This window comes from Streptomyces sp. NPDC051662, assembly GCF_040681655.1.
Classification (GTDB): domain Bacteria; phylum Actinomycetota; class Actinomycetes; order Streptomycetales; family Streptomycetaceae; genus Streptomyces.
Window position 1 is genome coordinate 185,133 of the sequence record NZ_JBFAZD010000010.1, and the last position, 25,659, is coordinate 210,791.

General features: G+C 71.4%; 30 protein-coding genes. 12 read left to right on the forward strand and 18 right to left on the reverse strand.

From position 1 onward, the window contains the following. Positions 1 to 3 precede the first annotated feature (3 nt). From AB0M67_RS18930 to AB0M67_RS18965, 8 genes are all read left to right on the forward strand, one after another. Positions 4 to 480 (forward strand): hypothetical protein, encoded by a 477-nt coding sequence (locus AB0M67_RS18930; RefSeq protein WP_365746765.1) that lies wholly within the window; start codon positions 4 to 6, stop codon positions 478 to 480. A gap of 155 nt (positions 481 to 635) precedes the next feature. Then, positions 636 to 893, forward strand: coding sequence for a hypothetical protein (locus tag AB0M67_RS18935; protein ID WP_365746767.1), 258 nt, complete (start codon positions 636 to 638; stop codon positions 891 to 893). Positions 894 to 1,121: 228 nt separating this feature from the next. Continuing rightward, the gene (locus AB0M67_RS18940) at positions 1,122 to 1,745 is read left to right on the forward strand and encodes a hypothetical protein (protein WP_365746769.1); all 624 of its coding nucleotides are present in this window, start codon (positions 1,122 to 1,124) and stop codon (positions 1,743 to 1,745) included. Then, complete coding sequence (locus tag AB0M67_RS18945; RefSeq protein WP_365746771.1) at positions 1,742 to 2,746, forward strand: DUF6884 domain-containing protein; 1,005 nt, start codon at positions 1,742 to 1,744, stop codon at positions 2,744 to 2,746. The genes AB0M67_RS18940 and AB0M67_RS18945 overlap by 4 nt, the downstream gene beginning before the upstream one ends. Positions 2,747 to 2,802: 56 nt before the next feature. Next, positions 2,803 to 3,537 (forward strand): VWA domain-containing protein, encoded by a 735-nt coding sequence (locus tag AB0M67_RS18950; RefSeq protein WP_365746773.1) that lies wholly within the window; start codon positions 2,803 to 2,805, stop codon positions 3,535 to 3,537. Between the two features lie 58 nt (positions 3,538 to 3,595). Continuing rightward, a complete protein-coding gene (locus AB0M67_RS18955; RefSeq protein ID WP_365746776.1) occupies positions 3,596 to 3,982 on the forward strand; it encodes a hypothetical protein in 387 nt (128 codons plus the stop codon). Positions 3,983 to 4,004: 22 nt separating this feature from the next. Further along, the gene (locus AB0M67_RS18960) at positions 4,005 to 4,862 is read left to right on the forward strand and encodes a GntR family transcriptional regulator (RefSeq protein WP_365746778.1); all 858 of its coding nucleotides are present in this window, start codon (positions 4,005 to 4,007) and stop codon (positions 4,860 to 4,862) included. Further along, on the forward strand, positions 4,859 to 5,467 hold the full coding sequence (locus tag AB0M67_RS18965) for a hypothetical protein (RefSeq protein ID WP_365746780.1): 609 nt from the start codon (positions 4,859 to 4,861) through the stop codon (positions 5,465 to 5,467). Before AB0M67_RS18960 ends, AB0M67_RS18965 begins: the two co-directional genes overlap by 4 nt. Positions 5,468 to 5,793: 326 nt before the next feature. Here the strand turns inward: AB0M67_RS18965 and AB0M67_RS18970 are convergent, their stop codons facing one another. After that, positions 5,794 to 6,240, reverse strand: a complete 447-nt coding sequence (locus AB0M67_RS18970; protein WP_365746782.1) for a GFA family protein — start codon at positions 6,238 to 6,240, stop codon at positions 5,794 to 5,796. A gap of 412 nt (positions 6,241 to 6,652) precedes the next feature. Here AB0M67_RS18970 and AB0M67_RS18975 point away from each other — a divergent pair, with 412 nt between their 5' ends. From AB0M67_RS18975 to AB0M67_RS18990, 4 genes are all read left to right on the forward strand, one after another. Beyond that, positions 6,653 to 7,249, forward strand: a complete 597-nt coding sequence (locus tag AB0M67_RS18975; RefSeq protein ID WP_365746785.1) for a hypothetical protein — start codon at positions 6,653 to 6,655, stop codon at positions 7,247 to 7,249. 2 nt (positions 7,250 to 7,251) lie between these two features. Beyond that, a complete protein-coding gene (locus AB0M67_RS18980; RefSeq protein WP_365746787.1) occupies positions 7,252 to 7,761 on the forward strand; it encodes a hypothetical protein in 510 nt (169 codons plus the stop codon). Positions 7,762 to 7,841: 80 nt separating this feature from the next. Further along, on the forward strand, positions 7,842 to 8,333 hold the full coding sequence (locus AB0M67_RS18985) for a hypothetical protein (protein ID WP_365746788.1): 492 nt from the start codon (positions 7,842 to 7,844) through the stop codon (positions 8,331 to 8,333). 70 nt (positions 8,334 to 8,403) lie between these two features. Next, the gene (locus tag AB0M67_RS18990) at positions 8,404 to 9,306 is read left to right on the forward strand and encodes a hypothetical protein (RefSeq protein ID WP_365746790.1); all 903 of its coding nucleotides are present in this window, start codon (positions 8,404 to 8,406) and stop codon (positions 9,304 to 9,306) included. A 164-nt stretch (positions 9,307 to 9,470) separates the two neighbouring features. On the opposite strand, the gene AB0M67_RS18995 is transcribed toward AB0M67_RS18990, so the two are convergent. The 17 genes from AB0M67_RS18995 to AB0M67_RS19075 form a co-directional block, all read right to left on the reverse strand. Further along, positions 9,471 to 9,620, reverse strand: a complete 150-nt coding sequence (locus AB0M67_RS18995; protein ID WP_365746791.1) for a hypothetical protein — start codon at positions 9,618 to 9,620, stop codon at positions 9,471 to 9,473. Next, complete coding sequence (locus tag AB0M67_RS19000; RefSeq protein ID WP_365746793.1) at positions 9,617 to 10,882, reverse strand: MFS transporter; 1,266 nt, start codon at positions 10,880 to 10,882, stop codon at positions 9,617 to 9,619. The genes AB0M67_RS18995 and AB0M67_RS19000 overlap by 4 nt, the downstream gene beginning before the upstream one ends. A gap of 389 nt (positions 10,883 to 11,271) precedes the next feature. Beyond that, complete coding sequence (locus tag AB0M67_RS19005) at positions 11,272 to 12,168, reverse strand: hypothetical protein (protein WP_365746795.1); 897 nt, start codon at positions 12,166 to 12,168, stop codon at positions 11,272 to 11,274. Positions 12,169 to 12,266: 98 nt separating this feature from the next. Next, positions 12,267 to 12,467 (reverse strand): hypothetical protein, encoded by a 201-nt coding sequence (locus AB0M67_RS19010; protein ID WP_365746797.1) that lies wholly within the window; start codon positions 12,465 to 12,467, stop codon positions 12,267 to 12,269. An 11-nt stretch (positions 12,468 to 12,478) separates the two neighbouring features. Then, positions 12,479 to 13,237, reverse strand: coding sequence for an HNH endonuclease family protein (locus tag AB0M67_RS19015; RefSeq protein WP_365746798.1), 759 nt, complete (start codon positions 13,235 to 13,237; stop codon positions 12,479 to 12,481). A 46-nt stretch (positions 13,238 to 13,283) separates the two neighbouring features. After that, positions 13,284 to 14,129, reverse strand: a complete 846-nt coding sequence (trpA, locus tag AB0M67_RS19020; RefSeq protein WP_365746800.1) for a tryptophan synthase subunit alpha — start codon at positions 14,127 to 14,129, stop codon at positions 13,284 to 13,286. 183 nt (positions 14,130 to 14,312) lie between these two features. Continuing rightward, entirely contained in the window at positions 14,313 to 15,095 is a 783-nt protein-coding gene (locus tag AB0M67_RS19025) for a hypothetical protein (RefSeq protein WP_365746802.1), read from the reverse strand. 584 nt (positions 15,096 to 15,679) lie between these two features. Continuing rightward, positions 15,680 to 15,940, reverse strand: a complete 261-nt coding sequence (locus AB0M67_RS19030; protein WP_365746804.1) for a hypothetical protein — start codon at positions 15,938 to 15,940, stop codon at positions 15,680 to 15,682. Then, positions 15,937 to 16,680 carry a ParB/RepB/Spo0J family partition protein gene (locus AB0M67_RS19035; protein WP_365746806.1) on the reverse strand — a complete coding sequence of 248 codons (744 nt, stop codon included), beginning with the start codon at positions 16,678 to 16,680 and terminating at the stop codon, positions 15,937 to 15,939. Before AB0M67_RS19035 ends, AB0M67_RS19030 begins: the two co-directional genes overlap by 4 nt. Continuing rightward, entirely contained in the window at positions 16,677 to 17,081 is a 405-nt protein-coding gene (locus AB0M67_RS19040; protein WP_365746809.1) for a hypothetical protein, read from the reverse strand. The genes AB0M67_RS19035 and AB0M67_RS19040 overlap by 4 nt, the downstream gene beginning before the upstream one ends. After that, positions 17,068 to 18,333 (reverse strand): DUF3440 domain-containing protein, encoded by a 1,266-nt coding sequence (locus AB0M67_RS19045; RefSeq protein ID WP_365746811.1) that lies wholly within the window; start codon positions 18,331 to 18,333, stop codon positions 17,068 to 17,070. The genes AB0M67_RS19040 and AB0M67_RS19045 overlap by 14 nt, the downstream gene beginning before the upstream one ends. After that, positions 18,297 to 19,727 carry a hypothetical protein gene (locus tag AB0M67_RS19050; protein WP_365746812.1) on the reverse strand — a complete coding sequence of 477 codons (1,431 nt, stop codon included), beginning with the start codon at positions 19,725 to 19,727 and terminating at the stop codon, positions 18,297 to 18,299. The genes AB0M67_RS19045 and AB0M67_RS19050 overlap by 37 nt, the downstream gene beginning before the upstream one ends. Before the next feature lie 313 nt (positions 19,728 to 20,040). Next, positions 20,041 to 21,357: an ATP-grasp domain-containing protein gene (locus tag AB0M67_RS19055; RefSeq protein ID WP_365746814.1), complete on the reverse strand. Its 1,317-nt coding sequence runs from the start codon at positions 21,355 to 21,357 to the stop codon at positions 20,041 to 20,043. Positions 21,358 to 21,565: 208 nt separating this feature from the next. Further along, a complete protein-coding gene (locus tag AB0M67_RS19060; protein ID WP_365746815.1) occupies positions 21,566 to 22,222 on the reverse strand; it encodes a hypothetical protein in 657 nt (218 codons plus the stop codon). Positions 22,223 to 22,333: 111 nt separating this feature from the next. Beyond that, positions 22,334 to 22,933 carry a DUF6009 family protein gene (locus AB0M67_RS19065; RefSeq protein WP_365746817.1) on the reverse strand — a complete coding sequence of 200 codons (600 nt, stop codon included), beginning with the start codon at positions 22,931 to 22,933 and terminating at the stop codon, positions 22,334 to 22,336. 59 nt (positions 22,934 to 22,992) lie between these two features. Continuing rightward, a complete protein-coding gene (locus AB0M67_RS19070) occupies positions 22,993 to 24,504 on the reverse strand; it encodes a phage/plasmid primase, P4 family (protein WP_365746819.1) in 1,512 nt (503 codons plus the stop codon). Next, positions 24,501 to 25,604, reverse strand: a complete 1,104-nt coding sequence (locus tag AB0M67_RS19075; RefSeq protein WP_365746821.1) for a bifunctional DNA primase/polymerase — start codon at positions 25,602 to 25,604, stop codon at positions 24,501 to 24,503. The genes AB0M67_RS19070 and AB0M67_RS19075 overlap by 4 nt, the downstream gene beginning before the upstream one ends. Positions 25,605 to 25,659 lie beyond the last annotated feature (55 nt).

Below are 25,659 nucleotides of genomic sequence, written 5' to 3' on the forward strand. Positions count from 1 at the left end.
GGCTTGTCCCACTACACGCAGATACCGCCGCACGGCCACCAGCCGCCCGTCACCGTGTGGCGGTGGGCGGCCGATCTCGACCAGCTGGCCACGGACATCGAGGCCGGACGGGCGCGAGGATCCCTCGATCCCAACGGCCGGCCGATCCTGCCCGCGAACTACCGCGCCCTCGCGGCCAGCTTCCGGGTGAACGCCCTCATCGGCGTCCTGCTCCTCGACGGCGTCCCCGTGGTGGAGGAGGGATGGGCGCTGCCGCCCCATCCCGTGCGGGTGGCGCAGGGCTCGGCACAGTTCTCCTCCGGTCACTGTCCGGACGCCGTGGCGGTTCCCGCGGTCGCCGACGAGGCCGTCTCCTCGTTCTACGAGGCCCTTGACCATGTCGCGCGTGACTGCCGCCGCGGCGCCGGCCTGCTGGAGCCGTGCGCGCCCTGCACCCGTTGGGCCGATCGTCACCTCGCGATGCACCTCCCCGTCCGCTGACACCTCCCGCCCTCCCCGGCGGGCGCCCAGGGCGCCCGCTCCCTGCTGCGAAAGGCACGACCCTGACCGCTCCGCTGGCAGCCTCCTCCGCCGAAGCCGAACGCCCGTATTGGACCACCCGTCTCGTCCGCGCCCGCGATGTCCATGACCACGACGTGGTGCGAATCGCCGGCCGATGGCGCGAGGTGATGGACGTCTACAACGCCGGTGACGACCCGGAGCGCGACTTCGGCGAGGACAGTGACATCGCCCAGGACATCCGGGCGGTCCTCGACCGTGCCGACAACGTCTGGACGGCCCTGCGGTTCGTCGCCGAGGAGAAGTGCTCGGGCTCCGACATCGAAACCCGAGTCGAGGCCGTGCTCTGGTGCGCCCTGCTCGAAGTGCAGGTGAGGGACACCGCACCGCAGTGACTCACCGTCAGGCAACGAATCCGGTGCCCCTGACCCGTGGATGGCCTTCCGGTGGCCCACGTCATCGCGCCAGTTGCCAGCAATGTGCGCCCCATGTAAAGTCTTACTTGTCAAACCGGAGGGGTTTTGCCCTTCCTCGGGCGACGTGCGGCTTTTCCCCGCACCAGCGCAGCCTTTCGCGGACCGTGCCAGTCGCACCCCCCACTACGCACAGGAAGGAGCAAGCCCATGCCGCAGCCCCCGAAGGCCACCGCTTCCCCAGCCCCGTACGCACCGCGTCCCAACGCCCCGCGCTGGGATGTCCGCCTGGTCCGGTCGGTGCTGACCTCACACGCCGGACTCGCCGACATCGACGGCGACGTCACCACGCCGGAAGGATTCTCCGCCGGCGCCGAGCACTCGGATGTCCTGGTCTGGTGGACGCAGGACTACAGCCTCGCCGCGCCCCGGCGCCCCGAGGCCCGAAAGCGCTGGATTCGCGCGCTCGACCGGATCGAAGCCGCCCTCGATGAGGGCGGGTTCACCATCGTGCGCCGCACCCACAAGTCGGTCCTGGTCCGGGCCCCCGTCCCTGCCGAGCCGCAGACCACCGCGAGGGTGCGGCCCACCGGCCCGCCGCAGGAGTTCAAGGACGCCGTGACCTTCGACGGGTACGACCCGAAGACCGCCGGCGGCTTCATCATCCTCTTCTCCAACTACGGCCCCAAGTCCTGGCTGTACGCCGTCGACGCACAGGGCACCCAGATCGGGATCGGATACCGCGGTCTGCCGCATGCCGTGCACGCTCTGGCCGAGCACTACGGCCTGCCGGCGCCGCTGGACATCGTCCACGAACGGGAGGACGGCCGATGACGCCGCAGGTCGACCTGACCTGGGAGCAGCGCGCCGGCCTCGGATCAGCGCTCCTGGACCCCGCCGGCCATCTGCCGGCGGCCGTCCGCGGGGCCGCGCTGGCGGAACTGGTCCGCCACCGTTTCGCGGAGCCCCTCCCCGGAGCCGATGGACAAGACATCGATCTCCCGTCCCGCGTACCGCAGTTCACGATCACCGACGCCGGCCGGGAACGTGCCGCAACAGGCCCGCGGCCGCGGCTGCTCGTGGTGCCGTGCGCGATGCGCAAAAGCGGCCAGGCCGCGGCTTCCGCCGAGGACATGTATGTCGGCAGCTACCACCTCGCCGCCCGCCGGGCCGCGGCCGCGCTGGCCGGGCACGACGGGAGACTGCTGATCTTGTCGGCGAAGTTCGGGCTTCTGCATCCCGGCGACCGGATCCTCGACTACGACCTGCGGGCCGGGCAGGCGGGCACCGTCTCGGCCCCGGTCCTGCGCAGGCAAGCCCGCCACATGGCGGTGACCGGCTGCCAGGTCACCGTGCTGGCCGGCGACCGGTACGCGGCACTGGCACGGCAGGTGTGGAGCGACATACGGCACCCGCTGGCCGGGGCGCGCGGCATCGGTGACCACCTCTCCTACTTCGCCCAGTACCGCCCTGGGCCGCGGCGCGGGAGCCGGGCGGTCTCGGTGCCCGGACCGTATCCACAGGCCCGGCGCGTCAATCTCACCTCGTACGCCCGACAGGGCGACCTCGTCCCTAAGGAGCAGAGCGTGCCCTTCACCCCCGAGCTCGTACAGCACCTGGCGACCGGACTCCTGGACACCGCACGCCACGACATCGACGCCACGCTCATCGATGAGGCCATCACCGACCACCTGCTCAACGGTGAGGACCCCACGGCCGACGCCGGCCGTGCCGAGCTCAGCGCGGCGGACTTCCGCGCGCTGCAGGAGGCCGTCGGCACCGCCGTGCGCACCGCCGAGGTGCGCATCACCTGGCCCCAGACGCCCGCGGCCTAGCCCCCCCCTTCTCCCCTCCCCCGGGCTCCGGCCCGAAACGACGAAAAGCGAGCCCCATGTTCAAGAAGCTGTTCTCCCGCACCACGCCCGCCCAGCCCGCGCCCGCCCCGGTGTCGGTGGAGCGGTCCTCGGTCATCGACCTCACCAAGAAGGCCGCCGTCAGCCTGAACAAGCACGGGCTGAGCGGCCAGAAGGCCGCCGTGTACCTGGTGCTGGACCGCTCCGGCTCGATGCGCCCGCACTACAAGGCCGGCAGCGTCCAGTACCTCGCCGAGCAGGTCCTGGGCCTGGCGCGGAACCTCGACGACGACGGCCAGGTGCCGGTCGTGTTCTTCTCCACGGACATCGACGGCACCACGGACGTCAGCCTCGGCAACTACGAAGGCCGGATCGAGGCCGCGCACCAGCTGCTCGGCCACATGGGTCAGACCCACTACGAAACGGCCATCGAATACGTCACCAAGCTCCACCTCGGCTCGACGGCCCACGCCCAGGGCATACCGGCCCTGGTCGTCTTCCAGACCGACGGCGGGCCCAGCGAGAAGGACGCCGCCGAGGCGAGCCTGCGCACGGCCGCGGAATCCCCCCTGTTCTTCGCGTTCGTCGGCTACGGCGGCAAGATCGACTTCCTGCGCGAGCTCGACGAGCTGACCGGCCGGCCCGTCGACAACGCGAGCCACTTCCCCGCGCCCGACCCGCAGAACGTGCCCGACACAGCGCTGTACGACGGCATCACCTCGCAGTTCGGGCCCTGGCTCACCGCTGCCCGCGCCCAGCGCATCCTGCGCTGACCCGCCTGCCGGGGCCGGCCGCCCTCGCGCGGCCGGCCCCGGAACCGAGGAGAACACCATGACGGAAACGACCACCCCCGCCCCGACGTACGCCCAGGAGTCCCTCCGCGCCGGCACGCTCGCCGCCGGCACGCAGCTACTGCTCGACTACATCCAGCGCGAACCGGCCCTGGGCCGGGCCCTGTCGCTGATCGACACCACCGACCTGCGGGGCCCGCTCGACCAAGCGGGCCTTCACGCGTTGCTGGCCGAGGCCGAAGCCGAAAGGGACCGCTGCGCCGCACTCGCCGAACGGGACGCCCGCCGCGAGGAATCCGGCCAGAGGCCCTGCACCACCTGCCTCTGCGGACACTCTGACACCGCGCACTCCCGGAGACTGACCGAGGACGGCCGGCTGCCGTGCACCCGCTCCGACTGCTTCTGCCATGACCTCACCTTCGAGTGACCGCACGCCCTGGAAGGCCCCCGTGTTCGACAGCGTCCCCAATCACATCGGCCCCGTAGATCAGCCCTGGGCCGTGTGGCTGCCCGCCTCGGAGCAGGTCCTGACGCGCCCGAGCCGCGACGCAGCCCTGGCGACGGCCGCAGCACGCAACAACGGCTACGCCCAGGAGTTCCCGCTGTCCGCCGGCCCGGCCCGCTACGCGCTGGTCCTGCACCACGGCCTGGTCTGGTCCGGCGAGGAAGCCGGCCCCGGAGCGCGGGTGAGCCCCGACACCCGCAGGGTCCATGTGCAGTTGGCCGATCTGCTGCGTGAGCAGATCCGCGCCGGCCAGCTCGCCACCGGGAGCTCCCTGCCGCCGCAGCGCGAACTCGCCGCGACGTACGGAGTCGGGCTCAAGACCGTCCAGCGGGCTCAGGAGCTGCTGGAGGCCGAAGGGCTGCTTGGCCGCGGCGGGAGGGGGGTGGTGGTCACCTCGACCCCGGCCGTGCCGGCCCAGGCGCTGCCGGGTCTGGATCTCACCCCGGTACAGCCGGCGGCCGCACCGGACACCTCAGCGGCGAGCCACTTCGGCACGGCCGCCTACCGCCGGCTGGCACAGCGGTTGACGGAGCTCATCAACTCCGGCGCCTACCCGGCGGGAGCCGAGTTCCCGACCGCCCGGGCCCTGGCCCAGCAGCACGGGTACAGCGTCACCAGCGCGCAGCAGGCCGTCCGCAGCCTCAAGGACCTGGGGCTGCTCACCGACGGGCCCCGCGGGGCGACGGTCGTCGCCCATGGTGTGGCCGCGGCCCAGCAGCGCACCGAACAATGCCCGGCAGGGGACACCACTGCCGTAATCTCAGCCCCGGACATACACATGAAAGACAGGAAGGCACCGTGACCAGCAACAACTCCATGAGCCTGAGCGACATGGCCCGCGAGGTCGGTGTAAGCCGCCAGGCCGCGGCGCGGTGGCACCGCAACCCGAGGGAGCTCGCCCGCTCCACCACGCCGGCCTCCCCGCTCAGGGCCGTCGCCGAAGCCATGAAGATCGCGGTGCCCGAAGCGGACGACGCGCGCCCCCGCTATCCGCGGACCGTCTTCGTCGCCTACTGCCAGGCCGTCGGATTCATGGACGAGGAAGGGAACCTCGTCCCGGAGGTCCAGGAGCGCATCGCGCAGAAGAAGCCTGGGCGCTGGATGCCGGTCAAGCCGACTCTGCACCCGGGCCAGGGCAGCCGACGCCGGCGCTACTACATCCCCCACGTCACCGAGCTGACCGGTCTCGAGGAGAGGTCCGTCAAAAAGTACGCGACGCCGGGCGTGTATGCGGAACGCTCGTTCCCCGCGCCGGACGGGCTGGACGAGATGGACCGGCCCTACTGGTTCCTTGAGACGATCCAGCGGTACCGCACCCGGGCGCAGCGCGCGGAGCGGAGCCAGCCGGCAACCCCGGACGACAGCGCCGGCGAGCAACCGCACGAATCCGCGGCCGAGGAGAGCTGACCGGCTGCATACTTCTTGCCCGCGCCGGCCCCTCGGCACGCGCGGACAGCGCCCGCGGCGAGCAGTTCCTGCTCGCCGCGGGCGCTTTCTGCTTTCGGCACGCACCAGGAGTGCCGCCTCCGCCACCGAGCCGTCCGGCCTCTGGGCACGCCTTCCCGGCCCAGTCCCGCGCCGGCTTCGATGCCGGGCGCAGCGGCACCTGATCCCTGACTCACGTGGGCGGTGCCCGTGACGAGCAGGTCCTGCGCGGCGAGTTCACCAGGCAGACCCTGGACAGTTCGGTCTGCTGCGCAAACGCTGCGAGCGCTCCCCCGTAGGGCCCGGGGTCAGCCGGCCGCCACGTGCCGGTTGTCGTACTGGGCGAGCCAGGGGGCGGCCTCGGCGAGCCGGTTCAGATTGGTGGGTACCAGGGCCGGGTCGGTGGCGTGGTGGTCGAGGGCGGTGGCGAGGATGCCGATGGCCTTGGTGTCGCCGTAGTCGCGGGCGGCGATGTGGGTGCCGCAGGCGCCGCAGAAGCCGCGGGCGGTCTTGCCGGGGTGGGTGTCGAACCAGGTCGGCTCGGCACCGGTCCACTTCAGCCCGGCCATCGGGAAGCCGAGCCACCACTGGAACGGCGCGCCGGAGCGCTTGGCGCAGTGCTCGCAGGCGCAGACGTGCGGGTCGTCCACCGGGCCGGTGACGGTGAAGCGGACCTTTCCGCACTGGGGAAGGCAGCCGCCGGAGCGAATCTCGGGGCCGGAGCCGGTGTTGGCGGCGGGGAAGGTCTCGGACACTAGTTCAATTCCCTTGTGCGATAGGCCAGTTGGGTCCACCAGTGTGCCATCGCGTTGAGGGCAGGAAGCCCTCCAGGGCCTGCGGCGGGTCGAGGTGGAAGAGGTCGCCCTGACGGCGATCGCGGCCCCCGACCGTCTGGGACACAGTGCTGGCGCCGGCGGTTTTCGGGCGGTCCCGCCAGGCTGCGAGAGGTCTCCCCCCGGGACCCCGACACCCCTTCTGACCTGGCCAAACAGGCCCACCTATGGTAATATCTTACTTGTCAAAGGGGGTGGGTTTCCCGCCCGGAGCACCTGGGTCCGGACCTCTTCCGGACCGCCTGGCTCCCGGCTCGGCGTCGGCATCCCGGCCCGCCCCTTCCGGACGCACTTACGCGCCCGGCGCCCTGTCCCCGCGAGTGAGGATCTCCGCTTGGCCACGACTATCGACTTCATCGGCGAAATCCATAAGCTCATCGCGCCGTACCAGGAGCAGGCCGCCCGTCACCAGGCCGTGCTGGACCGGTACTACGACAGCAATGGCGTCTGGATCCCCTCCAAGTACACCGACCGTGGGGAGCAGGTCCCCTACGAGTACGAGGACTACAAGGAGGACCTGGACGCCGAAGCGTACGACGCCCGCAACATGCTCGACGAGGTCATGGGCCGCCTTCGCGAACTGGCGGGTCCGCCGGTCGCCGGGCAGGTGTTCACCCTCTCCGTCGCCGGAACCGAACGGCACGACGGTGAGGCGCCCTACCTGTTCGTAGTCAACGGCGAGGACATCGGCGACGCCCGCCGCCGTCTCGAAACCCTCCCGTTCTTCCGCGAGTGGTGCGAGGAGCAGCAGTCCTGGGACGAGCCCGACGCCGACCCGGACATTGAGTTCCTGGACGAGGCGCGTGACAGCCACCCCGGGCTCCCCGTCGCAGGCGCCTACAACGACCTGCGCCGCGAGCAGGCGGTGCTGGCGGAGGCCGAGAACGTCGTGGCCGACCTGGCCGCCCGCCTCCCCGAGCAGGAAGGCTGACCATGATCACCCTGCTGCTCGCCCGCCTCACCGACTGGACCGCCCGCGCCCTGCTGGCCACCGCCGACGCCGTCGTCTCCCGCTCCAGCGTCCCCAACCCGATCCTGCTGTCGCGGATCACGCTCAACGCTCTGGCGCTTCCGGACGCCTCCGGCGGAGACTTCTACGCGATCGTCATCGCAGCCACCGACGACCACGGATTCATCTGGGGCGTCTGCGGGGACTGCGGGGTCGACCTCGGCCGCAACCCGCACGAGGAATGGCCGCAGTGCGAGGACTGCGAGCCCTGGTCGTGCGCCTGCGCCTTCGAGAACGTCAGTACCGACAAGGACTGCGGCGGCTGCCACCTGACCCGCGCCGGACAGGGCGAGCCGATGCCGCCGTGCACCTGCGGCTGCGATCCCTCCCCCGGGCACTACGGCGACTTCGACACCGAATCGTCCCCCTCGCGCCAGCACTTCATCGACACCGGCCGGTTCCTGCGCCCGGGCGAAATCCTCACCACCGCCTGACCCACCCCCGTCACGACCGCGCCGGGGCCCGCCCCGGCCCCGGCGCGCTCCGCCCTGCCCCCGAACGAAAGAGACGCCCCTTGCCGACCCTTGAACTGTCCGAGCTGCTGGACAACGCCACCGACGACCAGGCAGAGGCGATCCGCGCCGCCGTTTACGCGGCCGGCGTGCTGTGGAAGTGCCGCAACGTTGACTGCTGCGCCGAAGACCTTCCCCGGGAGACGCGGCGGTGCGACTTCTGCGGCTACGACCGCAAGGGCAGGCCCCTCGGCGAGCCGATGTCGCTCACCTACGGGCCCGTTCCCGACGATCTGCTCACCGCGCTGCGCGAGGCCCTCGTCGAGTGGTTCACCGACCACGACCGGCCCCAGCCCGACGCCGTCACGTTCCACTACACCAACGAGAACGACGGAGCCCACGACTGGTCCGACTGGGGTGAGCTCCACTTCGGCGGCCGCACCGAACCCAACTGCGACTTCTCCTACAGCACCGTCGCCGAGGCCCTCATCGAACTGACGGACTTCGAAGCGCCCTCCTTCTGCGAAGAGATCACCATCGCCCTGCCCCGCTGACACCGCACACCCCCACGCCCCGGCCGCGACCGGCCGGGGCCCCACCATCCCCGAGCACCAGGAGCAGCACTTGACCGACCTCGGCACCACCGGACAGCCCCTGTATGACGACGCGCTGCTCGAGCGCCTGCGCACCGCGCTGATCGAGCACTTCTCGCCGGGAGAGCGGCCGGACGCTGTCGACTTCCGCATCACCGAGGAACACGACGAGATCGAGGGACTGGCCTGGGCCGGCGACGGCGCCCTGCTCGTGTTCGGCCCGCACACCGTGGCGGCCGGCGATCTCACCGGCGCCGTCGGCGACGAACTCGACGATGTCTCCGACTTCCACGCGCCGAGGTTCGGCGACACCCTGGTCATCGCCCTGTCCCCCGACTTCGTGCCGGAGCAGAAGAACGACGACGGCGAGCCGCCCGCCTTCGACCCGCAGGACCCCCAGCCCGCCCTCACCGCGTACGACGACAAGATCCTGGACGGCATCGAGCGCGCCCTGAACACGGTTCGGATCCAGCGCACGCAGACGGCCCTCACGCACGCGGTTGTGGCTGCCCTCCCGGCCATCGCCGAGGAAGAGCCCTTGGCGAGCAACGCACCCGTCGCCCGTGTCGTCTTCCGCACGCTGTGGGACGAAAACGGCACCCACTTCTCCGAGTTGGCCAGCGCCCACCACGCCGACGGGGCGGTGACGCCCGACCTGGACTTCGAGGGCTTCGCGGACGAGCAGCTGGATCACCTGACCGAGCTCCTGCGCCCGATGGACGGTGAGCAGCTGATTGCCTCCCTGCCCGGAGTGACGATGCTCGTCGAGCCCTGCACGGTGTGCGACGACACGAACTGCCGGAACAAGGGCGGCAGCGCGTTCGCGACGTGCGCCGTGTGCCCGGAGGCGTACAGCGTCGAGCACTGCGCCCACCCCCGCAGCGACTGCTCCGGATTCGCGCTGCTGCCCGCCTCCACCCCCTTGTCCACGTAGCGCCCTCGCGCGGCGGCCGGGCGCCGGCTCTGGAGACGGTTTACCTCCGCCTCTCTGGGACTGGCGGCCTGGTGGCTGTGGATCACTCAGCCTCTGCCGTGCGCGGGGTGACCGGGACAGCCGAGTGGGGCCGCCGGAGCTCGGCGGCCCCACGGGGGCTCGGTTCAGCGGGCGGCGGCCGGCGCCGCGGGGGCGGCTGGCGGGGTGTCCGGGTCGGGACGCTGCTCCTCACCGCCCGGCGTGATCGGGCGCCGCTGAAGGGAAGGGTCTCGGTCGCTCGCGGGCCAGGGGATGTTGGTGAACTTCGCTGTCATACCTGCTCCTTGTCGTGGAGAGGGCCCGCCGACGGATTCGTGGCAGGTGTCCGCAGGGCGCGAGCCAAGGGGCGGCAGGCGGCTGCCGCGGTCAGGGCACTCAGCGCCAGGATCGCCGCGACCAAGGGCCGGCCGCCCAGGTTGAGGGCGAGGGCGATCCCGAGCGGCGGGAGGGACGCAGCGGCGGCCGCGGCGCTGAGGACGGCCTGGTAACGGCCGGTCGCGCCGGGCGGAGCAGCCTTGGAGACGTAGGCGCCGATCGCGACGCTGTAGCAGATCTCGCCGGGCACGATCAGAACGGCCGCGATCGAGTACCCCAAGGTGGTGTGCTGCAGGGCGGCGAACGCCATGCCGGCGCCGAGGATCAGGCTGCCGACCGCCAGGATAGGGGCGAGCGGATAGCGCATCTCCTCATTGCGTCCGACCAAGGCCCGCATCAACGGGGGGCTGAGGATGAGGACCGCCACGGTGTTCGAGATCATCGCGGTGCCGTAGCTGGTGGGCGGGAGATTGTCGTCTGTCATGACCAGGGGCAGGACGCTGACCAGACCGTAGGCGCAGATCATCGCGCCGACCGCAGCCACCGTGATCCACCGCAGGCTGGGGTCGGCCAGGACCTGCCGGTAGGTGAGAGAAGTGGGCCTGGTGGCCGCACGCGGTCGCGGGGCCAGTACGCGTCTGGCGATGAGGGCGAAGACGATGCAGGCGACGCCGTTGGCGACGAAGAGCATCCGGTAGCCGTGGTGGTGGGCGAGGTATCCGCCCAGGCCGCCGCACACGGCGATTCCGACGTTCATCGACCAGTAGACCCATCCCTGGGCACGGGTACGGCCGGCTTCGCTGGTGATGCTGTCGTTGATCGTGGCGGACACCGCGGGCCGCTGGATCTCCATGGTGAAGCCGAGGAAGAGCGAGACCGCCAGGAGCGCCGGCAGCGAGCTGGTGAAGGCCAGGGCGAAGCAGGCGAGTGCGGAGATGCTCATCAGCAGGGTCAGCGCGGCGCGTTGGCCGAGCCGGTCGGTGAGCGCGCCCGAGAACGCCTGGCCCACACACCACCCGATGCCGAACAGCGTCAGTCCGGCCCCGGCCGCGGTTGTGCCGTGTCCGGCGCCGTCGGAGATGTAGTAGCCCAGGAAGTCCCAGCAGAAGCCGCCGGCTTTGAGCAGGAGCGTTCCGCCGATCAGTGCGGTGATGACGGTGCGGGTGGAGGGACTGGTGCGCGCCGATGTCGGGGTGCCGACAGGCGGATGGGTGGTGGCCATGGCCGGTTCTCCAGAGCGGTCGCGCTGGGCGCGGACGGTGTGGCGGACGTACGAAGGCGGCCGATCCGCTGGGGTTCGGCCGCCTTCGAGGGGAGCTCGTCGCCGGGGAGAGCCCGGCGGGATGCTCACTGGGGGTGCTGCTCGGTCCGGTTAGACCGGACGGTTCGTCTGACGGAGCGGACGCATATCGTTCACCTCCTCGTGGTGGTTGTTGTCCCGTGTGAGCGGGACATTCACGAACCTACGAGCGGGCGAGGCCGACGGCGGCCGTCCCTGCCCGCCCAGGCACGGCTTTAGGTTCGAAGTGATTCCGTGGAGGAATCTTCGGGGCCGGCGAGCCCGACGCGGTCGTGTCCGAGGCGCCGTCCGTGCGCTTGCGGAGCGGCGGTTCAGACGGCGTAGAGGTCGGGCCGCGAAGCTGCGGACTTGTCGTGGTGCGCAGTGCCTGGGAGTCCGCGGGCGCCGGCAGTCACAGCGGCCGACGGGGATGGAGCGGTGAAGCGCTGCGCGGCGCGGCGCAGCAGGACGGCGTACTCCTGCACGCGCAACGGTTCGGTGAACGCCGCGGTGTGGCCCAGGACGGTGAGGACAGCGACGACCGCGCCCGCCCGGCGCACGCAGGTCGCCAGGGACTGCGTGGAGAGGGTGCGCGAGGCGGCTACGTGGCTGGATGCGACGGCCTCGCGGATGGCCGCGGGGACGGTGATCGGCCGGTCGTCGGGCCCAGTGGTCATGCCCGGCGGGAGACAGACCAGAGCGGCGCGGCCGGCGGCGCTGTGCCGAATGTCGTCATGCTGCTGGTTGACGGCGTGATGCAGATCGGGGTGGGCCGGGCACAGGGCGTCGACGAGCTCCAGGCGCAGCCCGGTGCCCAGCCGCCATCCCGGCTGGTGGTAGGCGACCGCGAGGCCGGTCTCCTCGTGGAGGGTGGTGAGAACTTCGCGGATGCGGGGATGGACGGGGCCGGGTGCGCGTACGTCCAGCAGCGCGCGGCCGGCCCGGGTCAGCCGGTAAGCCCCGTGCCGGCTGCCGCGCTCGGCGACTTGCTCGGCGACCGCGGCGCCGAGCAGCCGCGAGACGTGGGGTCCGCGCAGTCCTGCGGCTTCGGCGATCTCGGCGACTTGGTGCTCCTCGTAGGGGCCGAGTTCGTGCAGGACGCGAAGGACCCGAAGTCCGCTCCGTACGCTCTGGTTGGGGCGGCCCTCGGCTGGATCGGTGACGACGAGGGCGGCGGGAGGCGGCCAGGGAAGGCGGGGCGGACCTGGTTCCAGGGTGGCGGTGGACATGCGACTCCCCCATCTGACGTGGTGCGGGTGGGACTCCTGTGCCCGAGGGCGGAACGGGGCGGCGCCGCGGTCGCGGCGCCGGAGGAAGGGGCCTTCGGTCAGCGCCGGTAGGTGCGGCGCGGTGCCGCGCCCTCGTCGAACTCCTCGTCGATTTCCTGCTGGATGCGTGGATCGGAGTACCGGGGCGCGAGGAAGAGGTTCTGCCAATGGGGCCGCGGGGACAGTGGAGGGCGGCGCTGGCGAGGCGGACGCAGCTGCGCCGGTGCGGTGCGGCGCTGCTGGGGTGGGGTCGGGGGCATGGCGGGTCCTTCTACGACGTGGGCAGGATGACGCCGGCGGAGGTGTCCGTGGGAAGCGGCTGGCCGGGGCAGATGGCCAGTACCCGGTTCATCGCGTCTCGCTCCGGGGCGGTGACCCACAGACGGTACTTGGCCTTGACCGCGACCTGGCGGGCGACGTACGTGCACTGGAAGTCCTCGTTGGAGGGCAGCCAGTCGGCGGCGTCGGAGTCGGACTTCTGCTGGTTGGCCGGGCCCGAGGAGGCGATCAGATTGAGGGGGTCGTTGGCCAGTGCCTCGCGCTGCTCCTGGGACAGCCGCGCGGCGCCGGTCCGCCAACTGGCGCTGAGTGCCACGACGTGGTCGATCTGCACGGCCGCGGAGTGCGGCCCGCGCACGAAGTTGACGGTGGTCGCGGTGTAGGGGTCGGCCAGGCGGCCGGAGGCGATCACGCAGGTCGAGCCCGTCTTGTGGGTGACGGCGGTCAGATCGCGTCGCAGGATGTCGTCGCGCGTGTCACACGAATTCCGTGATCCGGGAGCGGTGGTGGCGTCCGACCACGCGGACCCGAACTTGGCGTCGCGGTCGTATCCGGTCTGAGGCGCGCGGCCCTTGACCGGGAGGGACTGAAGGGACTGGAGCGCCGAAGTGGAGTCACCGCCGGCCGGGGCCTTCGCACCTGAGTGGGAGCGGTCGCCGAGCTCCGGGGCCTGGGCGGAACACCCGGTCAGCGCGGCTGCCGTCAGGACGAGGCCGGCCAGCAGCCTGCCGGGGAGCGAGCGGTGTTTCACGGATCGTGCCTCGTTTCGGTGTACGGGTCTGGCGGACCGCCGCGGATCACGCGGAGGCCGTGGAGCGTGGGTTGGCCGCGGGCGCGGCGTCGCGCAGCGCGTCGGCGAACGCCCGGACCTGGGCGGTGGCCTGGGTGTGGCCGGACTTTCCGGGGTGTTCGAGCAGGGGCCGCACGAGGGGTGATCCGATGACGATGCCGTCGACGAGCGGGGCGATCGCCCGAGCTCGGATGGGTGTGGAGATACCGATGCCGGCGACGATGGGGTGCTCGGTGCGAGCGCGCAGCCGGCGGGTGAAGTGCTGCATCCCGGTGAGATCCAGGGCTCCCTGGTACCCGGTCGTCGCGGCGACTGCCGGGGCGTATATCCAGCCGGAGGCCGCTGCGCCGAGCTGCGTCAGGTCGGCGTCGCTGACGTCGCGGGGGACGAACTGCGGGGTACTGATGCCCGCGGCGTGGGCGGCGGCGAGCCACGGGCCCGCTTCTGTCAGGGGCAGGTCAGGAATCATCGCGCCCGCGGCGCCCGCGTCGGCCAGTTCGTCGGCGAACCGCTGGACTCCGAAATCGGTCACGCTCGACCAGTAGCTCATGACCACGACGGGCGCGCCGCTCTCGGCAGCGTGCCGCACGGTGGTCATCACGTGGGTCATGCGCGCGCCCTGCCGCAGCGCCCGGTCGTAGGCGGCGGAGATGACTGGGCCGTCCAGGACCGGTGAGGCGCTGGGGACACCGATTTCGAGCACTGCGGCGCCGTGCTGTGCGAAGGAGTGCAAGAGGTCGATGCCCGCGGTCCAGTTGGGGAATCCCGCCGGGAGGAACGCCCCCAGCGCGGGGGCCGCATCCGGGTGGAGGAGGCGGGTGAGTCGGGTGGCGGCGAGGTTCTGCGTGTTCACGAGGCGCCTTTCGCGGGGGCGAGGGTTGGCAGGTACGTGGAGGTCTTCTCCGGCGCCACCCCCATGGCAGCCGGCCTCGACGTGCGGGCCGGCCGCGGAGGGGCAGTCATCGGTGCCGGCCGCGGCTGATCCGCGGCCGGCACCGAGCCGCCCGGGCCGATGCGGGTTGCGGCCCAGCTGAAGTCAGGCCGAGTTGGGGCGCTTGCGGCCGGCACGGTGCTTGCCGTAACCGGTGATGCCGAGCGCCCCCAGACCTGCGGCGACCAGACCGCCGGCCGCGAGACCGAGGACGGTCGTGCCGTCAGCACCGGTGTGGGCCAGGCTCCCGCTCGCCACCGGAGTGACCGACACCGAGCCCTGGGCGCCGGCCTTGTCCGATGCACCTCCGTTCGGCTTGGAGCCGCCGGAGCCCGACGAGCCCTTGTCAGCGCCGCCGCCGGTGCTCGGCGTCGGACTCGGGCCGGGGTCGGTGCCCGGGTCCGTCGTGGGCGGATCGGTCGGGTCCGTCGTGGGCGGGTCCGTCGGGTCCGTCGTGGGCGGGTCCGTCGGGTCCGTCGTGGGCGGGTCCGTCGGGTCCGTCGTGGGCGGATCGGTCGGATCGGTGCCGGGGTCCGTGGGCGGATCCGTGGGATCGGTGCCCGGGTCCGTCGGCGGGTCCGTCGGGTCCGTGCCCGGGTCCGTCGGCGGGCCGGTCGGATCGGTACCCGGATCGACCCCCGGGTCCGGGGTGTCCGGGCCCGGCTCGGTGACGGGCGGCTTCGTCGGCTCGTCCTTCACCTCGACCTTCGCACCGCCCGTTCCAGCCTCGATCGTTACCGCGGTGTCCGGCGCACTCGTGGAGGACGGCTTGGAGGCGGGCTCGTTGCCCGCGGCCATCGCGCTCGGGGTTGCGATCGCTCCGGTCGCCGCAACGACGACGGCCGTCGCGGCAACGCGTCGCAGCACGCTGAGTCGGGTTCTACGCATGAAAGAGATCAGCCTCCGAGGATGCACAGCACATCGAGGCCATCGAGCGGAGCGCCCGGGCTTCTGTGCTTTTCACATCCTCGAAGCGCGGGCCTGTGGATAAAGTCCACGGCTTCGCGGGGCATTTCGAACCCGTTGAGCACTCCTGCCGCCGCCCAGCGAGAGCCGGGTCCGTCGCAGGTCAGGGCGACCGAATCGGCAGCTGACCAGCCTTCTGCCCGCAATTGCCTGGCGGACATCCCCCCACACAACCCGCGGCCCGGGCGGGCGCAGGCTGCGGGGTGGGTCTCCCTGCTACTCACCGTGGGAAGCCGGAGCAGGCGCACGTTGTCTCGGGTGCCGAATGAGCGTCCGCACTTGTATCTGCGGGTTGTTCAGGCAAGTTCGGCACGTACGGAGGAGCCTCGGCGTCCCGCAGGATGCGGCGGATCGCCAACCCGTATTTCCACGAACCCCAGGGTGATCGAGTGCGATACCTGCGGCGGGCGGCGGTTCATGGAGCGGGAGGTGTTCGCTCCGTAGAGGGCTGCTCCGCCGGAAAGGCCCGGGTGCCCAGGAGTTCACTTCCTGAGCACCCGGGCCTTTCAGCTTGCTTGGGGTGGAGGCCCGTTCCGGGGGCGTCCGCCTTGGCGCCGCTCTGGCCACCAGTCGGCGACGGGCTGGTGGAGGTAGAGCGGGTGTCCCCGGTCGTTGTGGTCCGCGGGGTCGGGGGCAGCGGGATCGTTCAGCAGGGCCCGCTGGAGAGTGCGGCGGTGGACTCCGAGGGCCCGGGCGATCCGGGCCACCGAGAGGGGGTAGTCGGGCAGAGGTGGCTGCCCGGATGGCGTCTGGTCCGTCTGCGTCACGGTGCCGTGTCCTCCTCACCGAATTCGGGGTCGGGTGCGGAGATGTCGGCCTCCCACGCCTGTGAGTATGTGCGGTCCTTGTACTGCTCGGCGATGCCGGTGACCGTGCGGAGGCGGGTGACCTCATCGGCGTCCATCCCCAGGTGTTCGCCGATCCACTCGTCCGTCCGGCGCAGCCGGGCCAGCTCGATGACGATGTCTGCCATCTTGGCCGGGGCGTGCTCGCCGCGGGCGCGGTTGTGCCGGATGGTCGAGGCCATCCGGTCGGGCTTGCCGGTGCGGTCCGATCCGATGACCGTGACCGGCAGTCGGCCCCGTACGGCGGTCTTCACCGCCTGGTCGTTCTTGCCGACGAGGTGGCGGTGAAATCCGTCGACCACCTCGTACCGGGATCCGCCAGCGCCGTCGACGGGCCAGGCGACGATGGGCTGGGTGTAGCCGTCCTGGCGGATCGACAGTGCGAGGAGTTCCATCTCCGGGTCGGCGACGTGGTTGGGGTTGTAGGCGTTGCCCGCGATGTCGTCGGACTCCACCCAGACGACGCAGTCGATGGGCTGGTCCTTGAGGGGCGAGTGCTCGTGCAGCGCGAGGCGCAGGCTGTTGACGGTGTCGATCCGTTCGTTCTCGGGCAGGGCGTCGAGCCGGGCGAACAGGGCCTGGGCCTGCGCGAGGATCGCCTCCGTCTCCCCGTCCGCTCCGGGGTCGAGGTCGTCCAGGGTGGTCTGCTGGTGGTCGGTCACGAGGTCCCCCCGCCGGCGGGCCGGATCATGTGGGTGAAGTTGGCGGTGTGGCTGGTCTCGGTGAACCCGGCGGCGGTGTGGGCGGCGACGCGGGAGTGGGAGACCACGGCGGTCAGCTCCCGGTCCCCGGCGGCCTTGACCGCGGCCTTCACCAGAGCGGTGCGCAGCTGGTCGCGGCCGGGGAGGGTGTAGAGGGATTCGATTTTGCCGCGGGCGGTGATGGCGACGAACCCGAGGGCGTGCCCGGTCTCGTCCAGGCGGACGGTCCAGGTCTTGCCCTGGTCGTCCCAGATCGGTCCGCCCAGGGATTTCGCCACCGTCCGGTTGGCGAGGTAGGGGCCCATGACCGGGTAGAAGTCCGGGTCGGTGTTGGTCATCACGCGGGTCTCAGACCGTGCCACGGTAGTCCCACTCCTTTCGCAGGATGTCCATCTTCTTGCGGTACGTCTTGTACGTCTCGCTGCTGGCCGGCGGGGAGAAGGAGAGCCCCTTGCACCAGTAGTCGTTGCTGAGGATCGTCTTGCAGATCCGCATCCAGCTCGGCACGGTCTTGTTGTTCGGGCCGTCGTCGGGGATGGCCCCGCCCGGATAGCCGCGCACGGAGTACCAGTCGAGGAAGACGGCGACTTTCGTGCGGTAGTGGTCGGCGGCGTCCGGCGGCAGTTGGCCGATGATGAAGTGGTAGTAGTCCTCCCAGGTCATCCCCTGCGGGCAGGTGATCTTGATGCGGCCCAGGATGTTCCCCGTCTCCCGGGCGTAGCGGGCGCCGAAGTTGGCTCCTTGCACGCGGGCGACGAGCTTGGACCAGGTCTCGGGCTCCAGGATGTGGTAGAGCCACAGGCCCTGGCGCTGGTCGTCCCCGTAGGGCTGGCACAGCCGGGCCTGGTGGATGCTCACCCCCGCCTGGTGCATCAGGTCGTAGATCCTGTTGTACGGCACCTGCTCGGCGCCGTAGTACGTCCAGATGTCCTCGGTACGCCAGTCGTAGATGGGGTAGGCGTTGTAGACGGCGTTCCCGATCCAGGTGGTCCACTGAAGGCCCTCGTGGGTGCGCTTGTCCCGGCGGGCGATGGTGCGCCATCGGTTGATCGACTCGTCCGAGCGGATGCCGACCAGGCAGGCGGTCATCCGCCCGCCGTGCTGGTCGGACAGCCACTTCCCGAACTCCGGGGTGAACTCCTCGAACTCCATGCCCCGGTGGAAGAAGGGGAAGTAGTCCTCGTCGGAGATGACGCCGGGGTGCTCGGGCAGGGGGCGGGCCCACATGTCTCGGGCGTCCGGGTCCCAGCATGTCCACTGGGGCTGGTACACGGAGACCGCGTTACGCAGGTTCAGCGGGAGGGCGACCCAGTAGACGTCGATGACGTCCTCGTGCCGCTTCAGCATGATGTGCAGGTAGTCGATCGTGTGCGCGTACTGGGCCTCCAGGTCCACGATCAGCACAGCGAGGCGGCGGCCCTGGGCCCGTGCCTCGCAGGCGGCCAGCTCGAACAGGGCCCCGGAGTCCTTGCCCCCGGAGAAGGAGACGCAGACGACGGGGAACTGCTGGAAGACCGTGCGGACCCGCCGCCGGGCGGCAGTCAGCACGTCCATCCCGAGCCCGCGCTTGTGCTTGCTCAGTGTGCGGGCCACGTCGGCCCCGAGTTCAGCCACGCGATGACTTCCTCTGTGCTGATCGTGCGGAGGTCGCCGTCAGCGTCCACCATCAGGTACTCCCGGACGCTGCGGGTCCGGGAGAGGGGGTACTCGCTCTCGTACACCCGGTTGGGCTTCAGCGACCAGTGGTACACCGCGCCCCGGGTCCCCTTCCGGTTGGAGTTCGTGTAGTCGACGTGCGCGGTCTGGAAGGCCCTCTCCCAGCCGAACTCCGGGTCGCGTCCGGTGATCTCCGCCAGCCAGGGCTTGACACCCCCCAGGACCTCAGCGCTGAACGACCCGCGCAGCAGGGAGCCCGCCGGCTCCGCCTCCGCCTCCCGGGCTCCCTCGGCGGCCAGCAGCTCGACCGCCTCGGCGCCGGTGGCGGCCCGGACCCGCGCCCACTGCCGCCGGCCGTCTTCGGAACACTCCAGGACTCGCGCGACCAGCTCGATGTAGGTGGGCGACAGCACCCGGAATCCGGCCACCGTCGCGGGCACCGGGTCGTTGTCCGGGACAGCCCGGCCGAACCGGGCGGGCCTCAGATCCACCTGTACCCGCCGCACCTCACCGGCCCGCAGCCACGGCTCGCCCTTCGGGCGCCGCGCCCACCACACCTGCTCCGGCTCCGGGGCCGGGCACCGGCCGGGCCGGTGGCGGACCTCCCGCTCGTCGATGTCCCAGTATCCCGCCCCGGCCGGCACCGGCTGCTGGCACAGCCCGCACCATCCGGCCTCGCGGTTCGCCGGACCCGGCGTCCCGTCCGGCGGGCAGGCGGTGTGCGCGGCCCGGTATCGGGCCCCGGTGACCACCTCCGGGCTGGTCAGCAGGCGGGCAACGCCGTCCCCGGCGTACACCCACATCCCGCACAGCAGGCATGGCTCCGCCCGCCGGTTCGGGGCGATCACCTCCGGCGGCGGGGGCGGCGGCAGGCAGGCTCCCACGAGGTGTGCGGGGCGCTTGCGCTCGTACCCGTCGACGGCGATGAGCCGTCCCGCGCGGGCGGCGACCTCGTTGCGGCACAGCGCGCACCAACCGGCGAACCCGTTGGGCACCGCGTCCATCCGCACCGCGATGTGGGCGGCGGCCCGTGCGGGAAGGCGGCGGCCGATGAAATCGGTGACCCGCTTGCCCAGCGGCGCCTTCAGCGCCCACTCCTTCTCGGTTTCCAGGCCAGCCACGCCTACACGCGCCATCACGACCTGCCGGTGCTCGGGGTACTCGTCCACCGTGACGACGACGGCACCGGTGCTCACCGCGTACGCGATCCCCGGCTCCAGGAACTTCCCGTCCAGCGCGAACGCGCCCTTCTGCCCCGGGTCGACCGCCTTGATCATCCGGCGCCACGACTTGACCGCACCCTCGGGGCGGGGCGGGCTCACCACGAAGGTGGTCTCCACACCCCCAGCCACGGGGGGACGGTGAACCGGGCGGGCCAGGACGCCTCCCCCGCTTGGGGACGACGGGTCGGGGTTGTGTTCCTGCATGAGTGTGCTCTCCCGAACATGTATGTGGTGACAGCCTCACCAGACGGTGTGGCTGGGTGCCTCGACACCGGCCACGCTACGCACAGACCATGAAACTCGCTACCGTTGTAGCGAGTTTCCCTCGAAAGAAGCCGGACCGGGAGAGCTGTCGAGGCACCCACCGGTCCGGCCCACTCATAGTCCCACGCCCCGGAGGGCCATTGCAGATCACGCAACGGCCCGACCGCCTCGCGTCAGATCACGAGACGCACGCGGTTACGTGGTGGGGAACGGGCACCCGGACGTCCTGTGCGGCGCGAGCCTGTTCCTGTACGGCCCGGACGTTGATCTCGGCGTGGGTGAGGAGCTCGGCTGCCCGTTCACGGGTGTCCTCGCCGGTGGCACCGGTGACGATCGCGAAGCCGATCCTGGCGTCGTCGAGGTCGCCCTCGGGGGGAACAGCAACCGCGTCGCCGACTTCCTTGAACCAGCCCGTCTGGTGCAGCCAGGGCGTGCAGTGTTCGACGGAGGACGGCAGCTGCCGCGCGGTGAGGGTGCCGGTCGCGGGCGGGTACAGGATGGTGATCGCGGCGGCCGAGTTGCGGGTGGGCGTCAGGTCGGGGCGTCTGCCGATGGCGACGTCTGCGGCGGCGCGCGGCAGGTCGATTCCGGTGGCCAGCAGGACCAGTTTCCCGATGTGGTCGCCGCCGATGCGGCCGTTGACCTCGATGATGGCGGGTCCGCTGTGGGTGAGGCGCATTTCGACGTGCTGGACGCCGTCGGTCACGCCGAGGGCGCGGACCGCGTGCGCGGCGATCGGGGCGACCGTCTTCAGGAGGGGGTCCTGCGCGGTGACGGTGTGCCCGATCTCCTCGAAGAGGGGTGCGAAGGCGAGCGTCTTGTGGGTGAGGGCGACGGCCTGGGTGTGTCCCTGGTAGGTGACGCACTCGACGCTGATCTCGGGGCCCGACAGGTATTCCTCGACGAGGACGCCCGTGCCCTCCGGTCCCTGTTCACTCGCGCCCGCCATCGTGAACTTCCAGGCGGCTGCGAGGTCTTCGGGGGAGTCGACGCGGATCACACCGATCGACGCGGCGTGGCTGGCCGGCTTGAGGACGACGGGGTAGCCGATCTCCTTCGCGGCCGCTGCGGCCTCGTGGAGGGCCGTCACGGCCGCGAAGCGGGCGGAGGGCACCGTGCTTGCGGCCATCAGGCTTCGGCTGGTCGCCTTGTCCCGGCAGGCGGCCGCGGCGGCCGGGCTGTTGCCGGGCAGGCCGAGGTCCTCGGCTATCTGCGCGGTCGGCACGAGGGCGTACTCGTCCCAGGTCAGGACACCGGCGACGTGGTTGCGCAGGGCCAGGGCGCGCGCGGCGTCGCGGAGGGACTGGGGGCTGTGCACGTCGGCGACCTCGTAGTCGACGACGTACGGGGCCTCCCAGGTGAGCGGCGCGGGCGTGATCACGGCCACCGGGTATGCGGATGCGGCCAGTTCGAGGCAGTACCGCCGGTAGAGCTCGCCGCCCGGGTTGACGATGATCACGGTGGGCGTGGCAGCGGCGACGGTGTGCTGGTTCATGCGCTTCGGCTTCCTTCGTGAATACGGGTGAGCTCCGCCGGGGCGGGAGATGCGAACCAGGCGCGGCAGAGCCGCGCCCGCCGGGACTCCACGGTCCGTGTGCTCGGTGTCCGCCCATATTCAGAGGAAGTGCCTGTGGACAGTTTCCGGCGCGGCGACGTCCGTCGGCCCATCCGCCGAGCCGACCCTGCCGCCGGGACGACCGGCGTCATGACGGGGAAGGGCCCGTTGACGCGGCCTCCACGGAGCCGCGCGGCACGGGAAGCCGGGCTCCGCCGCCTGCGGGACCGGCGTCGCCGGGTGCCATGTCGCCGGCCGGGGCTTCCTCGCCCGTCGGCGTGACGGTGAGGAGGCGCCGCGGTGCTACCTTGCCCAGCGCCTTGCGGACGGTGTTTCGGGAGAGTCCCGTCAGGTGGGCGCTCTCGACCTCGGAGATGCCCACGCGCGCCGAACTGTGAAGGAGCATGTCGCGGCCGCGAATGGTGTCCCCGAACGCGGCCAGCTCTCGGCGGGCCGTGTCGCGGACGCTGTCGGCGAACACAGCGAAGTCCGCCCTGTCGTCCACGTCCTGGAGGTTCTGCAGCGTAACCATCGGGAAGCCGGCGGCCTCCAGGAGGACGTCGATCTGTGCGGGACGGCAGTCGTAGGCTCCGAGGTCGTGGGGCTGGGCGGGCAGAAGCCGGATCAGCCCCTCCAGAGCCTCACGCATGTCACGTGCCTCGTTCCGGGCCTCGAACCATGCGCCCCACTCGACGGTCTTCATCAGCCGTACGAGGGTCTGCACCACTGCGCTCACCCCCGCCGCGACCCTCAGCTCGGATTCCGTCGACTCGGCGAACGCGTTGAACCGCTCGGTCTGCAGCATGTGCTCCTCCGTCTTTGTCGGTCGGAGGGTTCAACGATCGGCAACTCCTTACGTCCTGTGCAAATTTGCACATATTTGTCACTTCTGGATCGGAGGGGGAGGCGAAGGTTTCTACGCGGGGGCGGTGGTCGGCGGTTCGGGCAGGGGGCTCCCCCAGGCGCGGTCGGTGAGCCGTCCGGGCAGGCGCGGCAGGACGGTGCGCGGGTCGACCGCTTCGAGGGGGGCGTGGGTGCGGTACTCGGTGTCGGGGCTCTCGGCGCGGTCGTGCGGCAGGAGCCAGAACATCCGGCGGTCGAAGCGGCCGGAGTCGCGGGTGGCGAGGGCGCCGGGGCGCAGGTTCGCGTAGCCGACGAGGCGGCCGCGGCCGTGGTAGGCGGGGCGGCCGGCGCGGCGCTTGGTGATGTCGAGGCCCTCGCGGACGTAGTCGAGGTCGTCGAGAGGCAGGAGCCAGACGATGTCGAGCTCGTCGGTGAGCTGCGCCGGCCGGAGCCGGGTGGGCGGCTCCCGATCGTTCGGTCCCTCAGTCCCTGCTTCGGTACCTGCATCGGTCCCTGGCGTATTTGTGCAGGTCAGATGGTGTTCGGGGCGTGGGGCAGGGACTGACAGGGACTGATTTCCGCAAGTGTCGCGCGCTGGTGAAGGCTCGGGGCTCTGCGAGGGGGATAGGTTGCGGAAATCGGTCCCTGTCGGTCCCTGTGCGGGGGCGTCCATGGGTTCTGACCTGCTCTTTCGTTCGGAGGGACTGTTCTCGGGAAGGTCTCTGGGTCCGGTCATGACGGTCCCTGTACGGGGGCGGGCGGGTTGGTCAGGGCGATGCCCTGGTAGATCTTGCGGCCGTTGGAGGTCGGCAGGCTGGTGCCGGTCGGGTGTTTGATGACGCGCCGTACGCTCTCGCCGAGGCGGCGGGGCGTGACGGGGTCGACGCCTTCGTCCTCGCACCACGCCTCGTACGCCAGGCGCAGGGTGCGCTGTTCGGTGCGCAGGGTGTCGCGGTTGCCGAGCTTGCAGCAGTCGGACAGGAACCGTCCGAAGGTGTCCTCGGACTGGGCGTAGTCGCGGGTGGCGGCGGCGACCTGCGCGGAGTTCTCCAGGTGGGGGTCGCTGCCGTTGAGGTATTTCAAGGTGCCCTGGATGATCCAGTGCAGGATGCCGGGCCCTTCGGCCTCGACGAGCACGGTGTCGTAGTCGGTGATGACGCGGGTGACGCTCTGCTCGAAGGGGATCAGGCGCAGGCGCCGCCAGAAGCCCTTGCCGCCGACGGGGACGGCGGGGCGGTGATTGCCCATGAGCCAGAGGGTGTGGGTGGGCCAGAAGCTGAAGAAGTCCTGGCGCACCTTGCGGGCCTTGATGCGGTCGCTGCCGGTGAGCGCAGTCATGCGGGCCTGGTCGAAGCGGGCGCCGGGGTTGAGCTCGCTGCACACGATCAGCCGGCGGCCCTGGAGGTCGGCGAGTTCGGTGGGGTGCTCGGAGTACGGCTTGGCCATCAGGAAGTCGTGCGGGGCGGTGTCGGCGTAGTCGGCGAGCAGTCGCTGCACGACCCCGACCAGGACGGACTTGCCGTTGCCTCCCTCCCCGTGGAGGAAGGGCAGGATCTGGGCGGAGACCAGGCCGGTGATGGTGTAGCCCATGACGCGCTGCATGAAGTCGATCAGGGCGCGGCCCTTGGCCCCGGAGCCGAAGGTTCCCGTGAGGTACTGGTCCCACATCGGGGTTGGCATCGCCCGCGGCGCGCACTGGGCGGAGCGGGTGTGGAACTGACTGGGGTGCGGTGCGCGCAGGACTCCGGTGCGCAGGTCGACGACCCCCTCGGGGGTGCACAGCGCGTACGGGTCGCGGTCGAGGTCCTCGGCAGGCAGGTGGAAGCCGGGCATTTTCTTCGCCACCCGGATCAGGGCGCTGTTGCCCTGGTCGTTGAGGGAGCGGTCGATGTGGCGCCGCATCTGCTTGGCGGTGAAGCGATCGCTGGGGTCGCGGGGTGAGAGGTTCTCCGCGAGCTCGAAGGCGGCCTCGCTGACCGCGCGGGACTCCACGTCGAGAGCCCACCGGTAGCCGGTCCACCGGTACCAGCCGAGGCTGGGGACGTACCGGAAGTCGTCACCGTAGACCCGCTGGAACAGGTTGGCGTTGCCGCGGTCGGTGAGCGTGCGCGGTACCAGCGGCAGGGCCGTGGCCCGGGGTTCCTCGCCGGCCGGTTCGGGCGGGTCCGCGCGGGGGACGGCCGCGGTGGGGGCGGGTCCGCGGCTGGGCGGCACGGTGAGCCCGTCGCTGTCGGTGATCGTCATCGTTCGTCTCTCGGGTGCAAGGCCCGCCGCGCTCCTGCGGCCAGACCGGATCGGATGATGCCCAGCGCCGCGGAGCGCCGGTGGGGACGCGCGGTCAGGGCGGCGTCGAGGAGCGCGGTGTGCGCTGCCGCCTCGCATATGTGACCGCCTGCGACGAGTCCCCCGAACGTGAACGCCGCCCGGTTGACGACCGCCGACCATCCCGTCCCCTCGGGAGCCCGGCCGCAGTCCAGGACCTGTCCGAGCACGGTGTCCGCGGTCCGCTGCGCCCACACACCACCGCCCGCGGCGCCCGTACGCCCGCTGGGTGCTGCGGCGCGCGCCGCAGCAGCTGCCCGGTTCGGCACCGGTGGGTCGGACCGGGCAGGAGAGGCCGGGGTGTCGAGGAGGTGTCCGGTACGGGTGAGCTCGCCGGCCAGCCAGGTCGGCAGCAGCCGCGGCTGCTGCTCCGGACCGAGGACCGTGTACGTGCCGGCGGCGGTGCGGGTGCCGGGGGCGACGATGTAGCCGCCGCTCGCGCGGATGTCCAGCTGCCAGCCCAGAGACCGGCCGAGGTGGTCACCGCCGGCCGAGCAGCTCCAGGAGGTGCGGGCCGGCGCACGGAACCACAGGTGCAATCCGTTCGACGGCGTACGGACGGTCAGGGTGGCCGTGCCCTGGGCCGGATCGCTCTGGCCGCACTGGCAGGCGAGCAGCCGCAGGACGTCGAGTCCGTCGCGTACGCCGGCCGCCTGCGCCGGCGTCACGGGGCGTCCGGGCAGGATCCGATCGGCGCCCGGCGCGGCACCGGGGTGCCGGTCGACGTCCAGGACGAGCAGCCGGGCCGGCCCGGTCGCGACCGCTACTCCCCTGCCGGGCCCCGGCCACCAGCGCCCGATGAGTTCCGCATCGAGCGTTGCGGCGTAGAAGCCGTGGCACCAGCCGCCCCGGCGCAGGCACGGGCATCGCGCGGCGTCGTGCGGCTCGTAGGCGTCGCTGCCGCGCCGGCAGCGCGGGCACCCGGGCAACGGCGTCTTGCCGCCGGGCGCGAGCGGGAAGACGGGAAAGCCCTGTGCCGCGCACCGCCGCGCCACTCCCTGCGGGTCCGAGGTCGTGTTCATCGCCGCTCCTCGCGCACGCCGCGCCGGGTCGCCGACCGGACAGCCGGCACGGGCG